Origin of the sequence: Bacillus sp. TH22, assembly GCF_016651015.1 — a bacterium.
Lineage (GTDB): Bacteria > Bacillota > Bacilli > Bacillales > Bacillaceae_G > Bacillus_A > Bacillus_A mycoides.
Map to the genome: position 1 here is coordinate 4,096,743 of NZ_JAEKER010000001.1, position 12,545 is coordinate 4,109,287.

General features: G+C 36.8%; 10 protein-coding genes and 1 pseudogene. 8 read left to right on the forward strand and 3 right to left on the reverse strand.

Going from position 1 to position 12,545, the window contains the following annotated elements; translation table 11 throughout:
* Positions 1-61 precede the first annotated feature (61 nt).
* From JFU18_RS20885 to pheA, 4 genes are all read left to right on the forward strand, one after another.
* The gene (locus JFU18_RS20885; RefSeq protein ID WP_002015381.1) at positions 62-838 is read left to right on the forward strand and encodes an ABC transporter ATP-binding protein; all 777 of its coding nucleotides are present in this window, start codon (positions 62-64) and stop codon (positions 836-838) included.
* Positions 813-2,735, forward strand: coding sequence for an ABC transporter permease (locus JFU18_RS20890; RefSeq protein ID WP_201031826.1), 1,923 nt, complete (start codon positions 813-815; stop codon positions 2,733-2,735). The genes JFU18_RS20885 and JFU18_RS20890 overlap by 26 nt, the downstream gene beginning before the upstream one ends.
* A 49-nt stretch (positions 2,736-2,784) precedes the next feature.
* On the forward strand, positions 2,785-4,698 hold the full coding sequence (locus JFU18_RS20895; protein ID WP_201034338.1) for an ABC transporter permease: 1,914 nt from the start codon (positions 2,785-2,787) through the stop codon (positions 4,696-4,698).
* Positions 4,699-4,795: 97 nt separating this feature from the next.
* The gene (gene pheA, locus JFU18_RS20900) at positions 4,796-5,647 is read left to right on the forward strand and encodes a prephenate dehydratase (protein WP_002067399.1); all 852 of its coding nucleotides are present in this window, start codon (positions 4,796-4,798) and stop codon (positions 5,645-5,647) included.
* 102 nt (positions 5,648-5,749) lie between these two features.
* Here pheA and JFU18_RS20905 read toward each other — a convergent pair whose 3' ends face one another.
* The 3 genes from JFU18_RS20905 to JFU18_RS20915 form a co-directional block, all read right to left on the reverse strand.
* On the reverse strand, positions 5,750-6,397 hold the full coding sequence (locus tag JFU18_RS20905; protein WP_201031824.1) for an MOSC domain-containing protein: 648 nt from the start codon (positions 6,395-6,397) through the stop codon (positions 5,750-5,752).
* An 80-nt stretch (positions 6,398-6,477) separates the two neighbouring features.
* On the reverse strand, positions 6,478-7,020 hold the full coding sequence (locus tag JFU18_RS20910; RefSeq protein ID WP_002034157.1) for a transcription repressor NadR: 543 nt from the start codon (positions 7,018-7,020) through the stop codon (positions 6,478-6,480).
* Positions 7,020-8,162, reverse strand: coding sequence for an IscS subfamily cysteine desulfurase (locus tag JFU18_RS20915; RefSeq protein WP_193652397.1), 1,143 nt, complete (start codon positions 8,160-8,162; stop codon positions 7,020-7,022). Before JFU18_RS20915 ends, JFU18_RS20910 begins: the two co-directional genes overlap by 1 nt.
* A 153-nt stretch (positions 8,163-8,315) precedes the next feature.
* On the opposite strand from JFU18_RS20915, the gene nadB reads away from it, so the two are divergent.
* From nadB to safA, 4 genes and pseudogenes are all read left to right on the forward strand, one after another.
* Entirely contained in the window at positions 8,316-9,845 is a 1,530-nt protein-coding gene (gene nadB / locus JFU18_RS20920) for an L-aspartate oxidase (protein WP_201034337.1), read from the forward strand.
* A 19-nt stretch (positions 9,846-9,864) separates the two neighbouring features.
* Positions 9,865-10,698 (forward strand): carboxylating nicotinate-nucleotide diphosphorylase, encoded by an 834-nt coding sequence (gene nadC / locus JFU18_RS20925; RefSeq protein WP_002034160.1) that lies wholly within the window; start codon positions 9,865-9,867, stop codon positions 10,696-10,698.
* 30 nt (positions 10,699-10,728) lie between these two features.
* The gene (nadA, locus tag JFU18_RS20930) at positions 10,729-11,835 is read left to right on the forward strand and encodes a quinolinate synthase NadA (protein WP_002192476.1); all 1,107 of its coding nucleotides are present in this window, start codon (positions 10,729-10,731) and stop codon (positions 11,833-11,835) included.
* 224 nt (positions 11,836-12,059) lie between these two features.
* Positions 12,060-12,216 (forward strand): annotated as a pseudogene (safA, locus tag JFU18_RS30555) (SafA/ExsA family spore coat assembly protein); the annotation flags it as partial.
* Positions 12,217-12,545 lie beyond the last annotated feature (329 nt).

Genomic DNA, 12,545 nt, shown 5'->3' on the forward strand with positions numbered 1-12,545 from the left:
GTTTCTTTTTCTTATTTTTCTTATAGTAAATGTAAGAAGAAAACACGTAGGGGGATTAGAAATGAGTGTTCTTGAAGTAAAAGGGTTAACGAAGGTGTACCAATCAAAAGGTTCAGTAGCGACGACTGCTTTAAATGATATAAATTTTAAAATTGAAGAAGGCGAGTTTGTAGGGATTATGGGGCCTTCAGGAAGCGGAAAAACAACGCTTTTAAATTTATTAGCAACAATTGATAAGCAAACTTCAGGTCATGTGCTTGTAAATGGTGAAGAAATTAATCAAATGCGTGCTGCAAAATTGGCGGAATTTCGCCGTACACATCTAGGATTCATTTTCCAAGATTTCAACTTACTTGATACATTATCGATTAAAGAAAATATTATTTTGCCGCTTGTAATGGCGAAGAAATCTGTAAAAGAAATTGATGCGAAAGTACTTGAAATTGCGAGGTTTTTAAACATCGAAGAAATTTTAAATAAAAAAGTATACGAAGTATCAGGTGGACAACAACAACGTGCAGCAGCTGCAAGGGCGATTATTCATGAACCAACATTAATTTTAGCGGATGAGCCAACAGGAAACTTAGATTCTAAGTCAGCGAAATCATTAATGGGAGCACTTCAAGATTTGCATGAGCAAAAGAAAGTAACGATTGCAATGGTAACGCATGATCCAGTAGCGGCGAGTTATTGCGAACGTATTCTTTTCATTCGCGACGGAGAAATTTTCTCAGAAATACATAAGGGAAGAACGAAACAAGCCTTTTTCCAAGAAATTCTGGATGTACTTGCGATGCTAGGAGGAGAATATCATGAACTTTCGCCAGCTCGCGCTTAATAACGTAAAAGGAAATTGGCGTAATTATAAAGCGTTTCTTATTAGTAGCTGTTTATCGATTGTCGTATTTTTCATGTATGCTTCCTTCATTTATCATCCAGATGTCGTAAGCGGTAATATTAGTATGAGGGATATGATCTCAAAAGGGCTAGAATCGATGAATTATATTGTAGTCATCTTCTCAGCACTCTTTATTTTATATGCGAATTCAACATTTTTACGAGCAAGAAAAAAAGAGTTTGGTCTATTAACATTAATAGGCGGAACAAAATCTCAACTTGGCCGAATGATTATATTAGAACAGCTTATGTTAGGTAGTATTGCAATTGTAGTAGGTATTGGGCTTGGCATGCTTTGTTCAAAATTATTTTTCCAAGCATTAAGCGTAATATTGAAAATAGATAAAACACTTCCACTCGTATGGAATAGTAAAGCAATTCTTATTACAGCTGGTGTATACTTTATCCTCTTTTTAATACTATCATTGTTTAGTGTTTGGACAGTAGGGCGCTTGCAAATTATTGATTTATTAAGAGAAGCAAGAAAACAAAAAGTAGAACCTTTTGCATTTACATGGTTAGGTGTAGTTGGTATAGGATGTATTATTGTTGCATATGTACTTAGCTTCCAAGTGACATTTATGAATTTTATCATACTGTTTTTACCGATTGTAGGGCTGACGATAGGCGGAACGTATTTACTGTTTACACAAGGTAGTACAGTCGTATTAAAAGCACTGCAAAAAAGAAAAAAATCTTTTTATACGTATCCAAATATGTTCGTACTTAGCAATCTTATTTATAAAATGAAAGATAATGCTCGTTTTCTATTTGTAATTTCTATTATTACGGCAGTTGTATCTTCAGCGGTTGGTACGCTTTATGTATATTTTGAAAATATGAGTGCGAAAACGATAGAGCTTACACCGCATGCTATTTCATATGAGGAAAAGGGACTAAACACGCATAGCCTGATTAATGAAGAAAAAGAACAAGAGATTGTAAAAAAACATGGGTTTGAAGATGCACGAAAAGTAACTTACGTAAAACTACCTGCAACACAGAAAATAATGTTGTTTAACAGTGAACGTGAAGTACCAATGACGATTATTTCAGAAAAAGAATATAACGCGGAAGTGCGTAAACAAAAGAAAGAGCAAATTACAGAGGTTCATAATGCACCAGGTAGTGCGACGATGGTTATGGTTGATGCAGCAAATGAACTTATGAAGATAGATCGTACGAAACCGTATGAATTTACAATCAACGGACAAATGCAGTCTGCTCAATTAAATGAGCCAACGTCATATTCTGTTTTTAATGATAGCGAATATCTCATTGTGAATGATCAAGATTTTGAGAAATACGAAAAGCTCGTACCAGATGAAGAAAAGACGAAATATTATGGTTATTATATTGAAGACTGGAAAAGTACGGAAGACCTTGTGCTAGATTTGAAAAAGGAAATTGCACCAGAAAAGCAAGGGGAATTGAGAAACGCAGTGTTCGCTTATAAAGATATAAGAGAAGGTGGAGCGATTACAATGTTCATCGGATTCTTCGTAGCAGTACTGTTCTTCTTCTTTGCGTGTAGCATGACATACTTTAAATGGTTTAATGATAAAGAACAAGATCGTATTCAATTTAAGTCATTAAAAAGAATTGGTATGACAGATAAAGAAATTCGTAAAATTGCAATTCGTCAGATGGGTGTTATCTTCTTTATCCCAATTTTAATCGGTACAATTCATAGTGGGTTTGCTCTTCATACGTTAGGGAAAATGCTTTATATCGATTTATGGAAATCAGGTGCGATTGTAATAGGGGCTTATATTTTAGCTTCTGCCATTTACTTTATGATCGCGCAAAGAGGATATTTAAAACACGTGAAAAGCTAGGGAAACCTCTAGCTTTTTGCCTATGTAGTAAGGTACAGGAGGACGATAGATGAACATTCGGCAACTGGCGCTACAAAATATAAAGGGAAATTGGCGTAATTATAAAGTGTTTTTCTTAAGTAGTTGTTTTGCCATATTTGCTTCTTATGCATACATGTCTGTCATTGTACATCCGTATATGCAAGAGACGATGTGGTATCAAAATGTACGCTGGGGACTTATCATATGTAACGTTATAATTATTTCTTTTTTCGTCATATTTATTTTGTACTCTACTTCTATTTTCATAGAAGCACGTAAGAAAGAATTAGGGTTATATATGTTAATGGGAGCGACGAAGTCTAACGTAATAGGAGTGATTATGACCGAGCAAATATTGATCGGAATTTTCGCTAATATTTTCGGTATTGGGCTTGGCATGATTTTTTTGAAACTCTTTTTTATGGTATTTAGTATGTTACTTCATCTTCCGAAAGAACTCCCTGTCATATTTGACATGAGAGCGATTGGTGTAACGTTTGTTATATATATGCTCGTCTTTGTTCTGTTATCTTTTATAAGTGCTTTACGTATATGGAATATAAAAATCATACGGTTATTAAAAGAATTTCGAACAGATAAACGAGAGAGGAAAACATCAAAGTGGCTTTGTTTATTCGGCTTTGCTTGTTTAGGAACGGGATATGCGCTAGCGCTACAAGTGACGGTGCCAACGATAGCATTATACTTTTTCCCTGTGTCTATACTTATCTTTTTTGGAACGTATTTTTCTTTTACACATGGTGTTAGCCAATTGTTAGAAGTGATAAAACGAAATAAAAAGATTATGTATACATATCCGTATTTATTTATAGTGAATCAATTGTCACATCGAATGAAGGAAAATAGTCGCTTTTTCTTTCTGTTGTCTATGGCAACAACGTTTGTCGTTACGGCGACAGGTACGGTGTTCTTATATTTTTCTAGCATGCAAGATATGTGGCGTGGCGGAGGAGTACACTCATTTTCATACATAGAAAAAGGTACTTCTGCTCATGAAGTTTTCGAGAAAGACAAGGTTGAAAACTTATTACATCAATATGGATATGATAATTTTCAATATATGAGTTTTGTTGGAGTGTATGCATCCTTTCAGTCCAATAAGGGAGAAACAGAGGTAGCACCGATTATAAAGGAAAGTGAATACAATCAAGAGGCAAGAAAACAAAAACAGAAAATGTATTATCCTAAAAAAGGAACAGTTACACTTGTCTATTATAATAAACGCAATTATCCAAATGTATATAATCAAAAAGAGATTCAATTGCAAGTAATGAATCAAGCGTATCCATTCGCATTTAACGGTCAGAAAGAAGGGGGGCAATTTAACTATCACCCTTCATACATTAATGGTCTGTTTTTTGTCATGAATGATGAAGATTTTAACAGTATAGCAAATATAATTCCGGATTCTGAAAAAATGATATATAGAGGGTATACATTACCAAATATCGAAAATACGAAGGAATTAAACGAAGCTTTACGGAAACATATGAAACAAAATGCAAATGATGCATTTCGAAGTAATATGGAGTTATATCTGAATATGAAAGAAGGCGGTGATATTACTCTATTTGTAGGCTCATTCATTAGTATATTATTCTTCCTTACTTCATGTAGCATCGTATATTTTAAATGGTTTCATAATATTGCATCGGATCGTAAGCAGTACGGGGCACTCTCTAAACTTGGGATGACGAAGGAAGAAGTTTGGAAAATTTCCCGTTGGCAATTGTGTATGCTATTTTTTGCGCCAATTATAGTAGGAAGTATGCATAGTGCAGTTGCGTTATATACGTTTCATAATACTCTCTTTATGGACGGTTCATTAAGAAAAGTAGGTTTGTTTATTCTGTTTTATATCGCTGCATGTATCATTTATTTCTTCTTCGCTCAAAGAGAATACAAGAAACATTTAGACTAGCGAATGCTAGTCTTTTTTAAATATTCGAAATTTACATAGAAGAATATAAAAAAGTATGGTATAACAGTAAGAAAACGAAAAAGAGAGGGAAAAGACGATGATTCGAGTAGGATATTTAGGACCAGAGGCAACATTTACAAATATGGCGGTGAGTCGTTTTTTTCCGGAAGCAGAGCATGTACCGTATCGAACGATTCCAGATTGTATTGATGCAGCCGCAAATGAAAACGTAGATTTCGCAGTTGTACCGTTAGAGAACGCCATAGAAGGTTCAGTTAATATAACGGTTGATTATCTCGTACATGAGCAGCCACTTTCCATTGTAGGAGAAATTACAGTGCCAATTCAGCAACATTTACTCGTACACCCGCAGTACGAAGGAGTGTGGAAAGAAGTATACGCTGTACATTCTCATCCACATGCCATTGCACAGTGCCATAAATTTTTAAATGAGGAATTAAAAGGCGTAACTGTTCGAGATATGACATCAACAAGTGCTGCTGCGCAATATGTGAAAGAACATCCTGAAGAAAAAGTTGCCGCCATTGCAAATGAAGCAGCGGCAGAAAAGTACGGATTAACAATTGTAAGGCGTGATATTCATACGCATAAAAACAATCATACGCGTTTCCTTGTTCTCCATAAGAAAAAGAAAGCAGTACTCCCAAATAACGGAGAAAACCGAGGAGAGAAAACGACGCTTATGATAACGTTACCTGCTGATTACGCAGGGGCACTATATCAAGTGTTATCAGCTTTCGCATGGAGAAAATTAAACTTATCCAAAATTGAATCGCGCCCGATGAAAACAGGTCTTGGAAATTACTTTTTCTTAATCGATGTCGATAAAGCATACGATGACGTATTATTGCCAGGCGTAACGATGGAACTTGAAGCACTTGGTTTTTCTGTTACTGTATTGGGGAGTTATTCTTCTTATTGGTTGTAAGGGGAGTGTTTGTCGTATTTTGTAGTTAAGTCGATATAATTTCGGTCGCTAGTATACCGTATGATAGATAAATAGAGTCCCACCTATAAAAGGTGGGATTTATTATTTTAACTTCGCAAGGCGATCCTCTAACTGACCACGCCAAATCTCGGCTAGTTCTGGTACAGCAAGAATCTTCTCAATGCCATCTTTATCTTTCCTATTATGAAAATAAATTTCGTTAGAGAACAAAACAGATACATTGTTTGATGGACGCTCTAGTAATGTAATTTTAGAATCTTTACGCACAGTACCTTCTTGAAGAACACGACATAAATACCCAGTATATCCAGTTGCTACAATACGTGGCAAAATACCAGGAATACCAAGGCGTTTTGAAATTGTGCTACAAGGTACTCTCGCTTGTGTAACTTGAATGATTGCTTCGCCTAGTTGATATGTATCTCCGATGCATACATCACGCTCTAACATATTTGTTACGGTAATGTTTTCGCCAAATGTGGAAGCCGGAAGTGTAGTTTGAAATTCCTCTTCCCATAGTGCGTAATGCTCGTGTGGGTACACACAAACTGCGCGATCAGGTCCCCCGTGGTGTTTTAAATCCGCTACATCATCACCACGGAATCCGTCTTTTGAGAGGAAGGCCTCTTCTGTAGGATCTTTACATATACCTGTTATCATTTCTTTATCTTCGCCATATTTCATTTGTTTCGGTTTACCAGTGCTAAAGTGAACGAGTTCAATCCCCATAGTTGATCTCCTTTACAATTGATTTCAATATTATATCACTAAAAAAGCACAGAGAATGATAAAAAACTCTGTGCTTTACATTAATAAACGAGAAATCCAGCGCGGTCTAGTGCCTCACAAGCGGCATCTAATTTTTCTTTAGAATCTGCTTCGATTGTATGTAAGTGAATACCATCTGTTAGTTGCGAAAGATAGGAAGCGTTTGTGTTTTCGATTTTTTGTAAATATTGTTCTACATCGAAGCGATTACTTACCATAATCGATGCTGTTAAGTCGCCGTATACAGGATGCTCAACTTTTACATCTTTAATCGTAACGCCGTGGTCAACTAACATAGTAAGTTCTTGACGTACTTCTGCCGGTTTATGTTGGCATACGATTACGCGTTCAAAAGCTTGTTGTCTTGTTTGTGGCTTTAAATATAAATACCCTTGTGCAGTCGCAATAATTGGTTCATTTCGTGCTTTTAGTAAGGAAATGTCTTGAACGATAACTTGCCTACTTACGTTTGTCTTTTTAGATAGTTCATTCCCCGATAACGGTTCATTTGCAGCAAGAAGCCACTCGAGGATGAGTTGTCGTCTTTCTTCGCCTAAAATCTTTTTTTGATCATTTTGTTTCATTATGATTTAACACCTCTATAAAATTGATTTCCAATTGTGTGTAGTGCATGAATAGTTGTATCAATTTGTTCTTTCGTTGTGTGATGTCCGAAAGAAAAGCGGACATATTGTTTTGCCTCTTCATACGTTTTTCCAATTGCAAGCATTGTTTTTGAAGGGTCTTGTTTACCTACTTGGCAAGCACTTCCAGTTGAAATGGCTATACCATGACGGTTACATTCTAACATTGTATACTGACCTTCTATTCCTTTTATTGTAACCCCAATAATATGTGGTAAACAAGAAGTAGAATGTCCTTTCACTTCAATTTCTAGAGGAAGTGTTTGTAATTGCTCTAAAAAATAAGATCGTAATTGTTGAAAACGAAAGCTCTCTTCCTTTTGATTCTTTAATATATGCTCTGCGGCTGTTAAAAAAGCAGCGATTCCAGGAACGTTCACTGTACCAGGGCGAAAGCCTTTTTCATGAGAAGTTCCTGGAAATACTTGTTCCCAGCGAACTTGCGGATTTATATAGCAAGCTCCAACTCCTTTTGGTCCGTATATTTTATGGGCTGAAACAGAGAGGCTATCAATCTCCATCGCTTTAACGTCTATTGGAAGTTTACCAAACGTTTGAACACAATCCGAATGAAATAAAACATTATATTTTTTTAAAAGTGCTCCGATCTCTGCAATGTTTTGAACGGTCCCGATTTCAGAGTTTCCGTGCTGTATACTTGCTAGAGCAGTATCTTCTGTAATAGCTGCTTCTAAATCTACTAAATGAATTATCCCACTTTTATCAACAGGAATCTCAGTAATAGTATAACCTTGCGATTGTAAGGATTGAAAATAACTTCGAATCGATGCGTGTTCCATAGGTGTCGTAATAATGTGCTTTCCATTTCTAGCATTTAGAAGGGATTGAATCGCAAGGTAGTTAGATTCTGAACCGCCGCTTGTAAAGAATACACCTTGTTCCTTACCCCCAATCATTTCTGCAAATGTTTCTCTACAAACTTGCAATAAAGATGATGCGCTTCCGCCGATATCGTGTAAACTTTGTTCATTTCCGAAATATTTCTTTGCTGCTTCTACATATGTTTCTAAAGCTTCTTCGCTCATAGGTGTTGTCGCTGCATAATCTAGATATATCATCATGTAATTTCCTCTCTTCAGTAAGAGTGACATTTGTTTTCGTTTTTAGAATGGTAGTGAAAATAAGAATTGTAAAAAAACTCTTGTCATTATTTTAAAACTATGTAAATATAGGTGTCAAGACAGTTGGAAAGTGTAAAGTGGGAGGCAACAATTATGCCAAGTGCAGATGTCTTGATTATTGGAAGTGGCGTTGCGGCGCTTCGTGTTGCGAAAGAGCTTTGTCACGAAAAGAATGTGATAATTATCACAAAAAAAACAGGACGCAATAATAATACACATTTAGCTCAAGGAGGAATTGCAGCAGCTGTTGCTACATATGACGATCCGAGTGGGCATTTTGAAGATACATTAGTGGCAGGTTGCCATTATAACAACGAAGAAGCAGTTCGTTATTTAGTTGAAGAGGGACCGAAAGAAATAAGTAAGCTTATTACGAATGGAATGAAATTTGATGGGGATGAAAAAGGGATCCACCTTGGTAAAGAAGGGGCGCATCGAAAACGGCGCATTTTACATGCCGGAGGAGATGCAACTGGTAAAAATCTATTAGAGCATTTAATACAAGAAGTAGTTCCGAACGTTACTGTCGTTGAGCATGAAATGGTGCTCGATTTCATTATAGAAAATAATAAATGCATAGGAGCTTTAACGCGAAATAGTGAAGGGAAGCTGAAGCGTTACTATGCTGATAATACGGTGTTAGCATCAGGAGGAATAGGTGGTTTGTACGCCTTTACATCGAATGATGAGACAATTACAGGCGATGGACTTGCGATGATATATCGAGCTGGGGGAGAACTTGTGGATTTAGAATTTGTACAATTTCATCCGACGATGTTATACGTGGACGGGCGATGTTGTGGTCTCGTTTCTGAAGCAGTCCGTGGTGAAGGAGCTGTCCTTATAAATGGAAAAGGACAGCGTTTTATGATGGATATACATCCCGGGAAAGATCTCGCACCGCGTGATGTAGTGGCAAGGGCTATTCATGAACAACTTCTTGCAGGTGAAAAAGTGTACTTAAACATCGAAACCATCCAAAACTTTGAACAACGTTTTCCGACCGTCTCATCATTATGTAAAAAGAATGGTATTGATTTAAAAGAAAATTCTATTCCGGTCGTACCGGGCGCTCATTTTCATATGGGCGGCGTGAAGACGAATTGTGACGGAGAGACGTCCATTTCAAACTTATATGCGGTCGGTGAAGTGGCTTGTAATGGAGTTCATGGTGCGAATAGATTGGCGAGTAATTCATTATTAGAAGGTCTTGTGTTTGGAAGACGAATAGGAAAACACATTTTAGCTAAGCCAGCAGAGGAAAGAAAAAATGTGCCGGAAGAGAGAGGGAAAAGTTTTATAGCTCTTAATGATTTACCGTTGAAAGAAGAAATACAAGAATGCATGATGAAATATGTTGGGATTGTGCGAACTGAGAAAAATTTATCATATGCTCAGAGATGGTTTAGTAGGTACGATGTGCGAAATATGATCTTACAATATGATGCACTTACAAATGAAGAGATAACGCTTATTAATATGTTAACAGTTTGTGAGCTTATAACAGTATCAGCTTTGCAAAGAGAAGACAGTATTGGTGGTCATTATCGCATTGATTATCCAGAAAGAAATAGCGTGAAAAAAGAGATTATCCGAGTGAGAAGAAAACTACAACTTGTTTAATAAGGGGAAGAGGGGTTTTATGAATACGTTAAAAGTTAAGGAAGCATTAAATCGATTTTTTCTAGAAGATATAGGAGAAAGAGATGTAACATCTCAGCTTATCTTTCCCGATAATGCACTTGCGAAAGGAACGTTTCTTGTAAAGGATACAGGGGTATTTGCAGGGTGCTTAGTAATTGAAGAAGGATTTAAATTAATTGATCAGAGAATTGGAGTTGAACTTCATAAAAAAGATGGGGATCTTGTAGAAAAAGGAGAAATAATTGCAACCGTGCAAGGCCCAATCGCATCATTATTAACGGCAGAGCGCGTTATATTAAACGTTATTCAGCGTATGAGCGGGATAGCGACGATGACACGTAAGGCGGTTTTTGCTTTAGATAGCAGTCATACACGCATTTGTGATACGAGAAAAACGATGCCAGGACTACGTATGTTTGATAAATATGCTGTAGTATGCGGGGGCGGATTTAACCACAGATTCGGTTTATATGATGGTGTCATGATTAAAGACAATCATATTGCTTTTGCTGGCTCGATTACAAAAGCTGTTACATCGGTGAAAGAAAGATTGGGACATATGGTGAAAGTAGAAGTCGAAACAGAGACAGAGGCGCAAGTAAGAGAAGCAGTAGAGGCCGGCGCAGATGTTATTATGTTCGATAATCGTACGCCAGAAGAGATTCGTGAGTTTTCAAAAATTGTACCAAGTGCCATCGTTACGGAGGCTTCAGGTGGTATTACAATTGAAGATTTATCAAAATACGGAAAAACAGGGGTAGATTATATTTCACTTGGAGCGTTAACACATTCAGTGAAAGCACTTGATATTAGTTTTAATATTGAGGCCTAATGAGAGTGGTTTAGAGGGGGAGAATCATAAATGGGTATTTTAGAGAAAGTTCAGCCAATCGAAGTAATGTTACCAGAGCGTTATCAAACGATGTCTATATTAGAGATGGAAGAGCGTGTCCGTGAAATTAAAGAAAAAATGGGGGCATTACTATTTATTCCAGGACATCATTATCAAAAAGATGAAGTGGTGCAATTTTCAGATGCAGCAGGGGACTCACTTCAACTCGCGCAAGTTGCAGCGAATAATAAAGAGGCAAAATATATTGTGTTTTGTGGTGTGCACTTTATGGCAGAAACGGCAGATATGTTAACGACAGATGATCAAATTGTCATCTTACCAGATATGCGTGCCGGTTGTTCTATGGCAGATATGGCAGATATTGAACAAACAGAAAGAGCGTGGAAAGAGCTCGCGAAATTATTTGGGGATACGATGATTCCATTAACGTATGTAAATTCAACAGCTGCGATCAAAGCGTTTTGTGGTCGTAATGGAGGGGCAACAGTAACCTCTTCTAATGCAAAACAAATGGTGTCTTGGGCGTTTACACAAAAAGAGCGTCTCGTCTTTTTACCAGACCAACATTTAGGAAGAAATACAGCGTATGATTTAGGTATTCCGTTAGAAAAAATGGCAGTGTGGAACCCGCATACAGATTCATTAGAGTACGATGGAGATATAGAAGAAATTCAAGTGATTTTATGGAAAGGCCATTGTTCTGTTCATCAAAACTTCACTGTGAAAAATATTGAAAATGTGCGAAAAAATCATCCGGATATGAATATTATTGTTCACCCTGAATGTTGTTATGAAGTGGTTGCTGCTTCTGATTATGCAGGATCAACGAAATATATTATTGATATGATTGAAGCAGCTCCGGCGGGAAGTAAGTGGGCGATTGGTACAGAGATGAATTTAGTGAACCGAATTATTCAGCAACATCCAGATAAAGAAATTATTTCGCTAAATCCGTTTATGTGTCCTTGCTTAACGATGAACCGAATTGACTTACCTCACCTGTTATGGGCACTTGAGAACATAGAAAGAGGAGAACAAATTAACGTTATTCGTGTAGAGAAACAAGTAACAGAAGAGGCAGTTCTTGCATTAAATCGTATGTTAGAGCGCGTTTAAAGCAGCGGGATTTCCGTTGCTTTTTTTCGTACATATAATCATAACAAGGATGAAATAGGCATACATTGTGTTGAGGAAATCATTGCGGTTTTTCTATACTTATTCCACTTCGAATCATATTGAAAATAGAAGAAGTGATAAAAGTAAAAGAAGTTAATGTTGTTTAGAAAGTGTTACTTCAAAGTGTTTTTACTTATAGATAAGTTATACAGGAGGGGGAAAATTTGAAAATTCATATCGTGCAAAAAGGGGAGACCCTTTGGAAAATTGCAAAAAAGTACGGAGTGGATTTTGAAACGCTAAAAAAAACAAATACACAGCTTAGCAATCCAGACCTAATTATGCCAGGGATGAAAATTAAAGTGCCATCGCATAGCGTTCATGTGAAACAACAAACTGGATCGGGTTCAGCGCCCCCGAAACAATATGTAAAAGAGGTGCAGCAAAAAGAGTTTGCATCAACACCAACGCCACTTGCAATAGAAGATGAAGATGAGATCACGTATCAATCAACACCTATTACACAACAACCAGCTATGCAACAAACGCAAAAAGAAATGCAGATAAAACCGCAAAAAGAAATACAGGTGAAGCCGCAAAAGGAAGTGCAAGTGAAGCCACAAAAAGAAGTGCAAAAAGAAATTCCGATTCAAAAAGAGAAGCCAGTTGAAAAGCCACCTGTCATTCAAAAACCACCTGTTGTAGAGAAA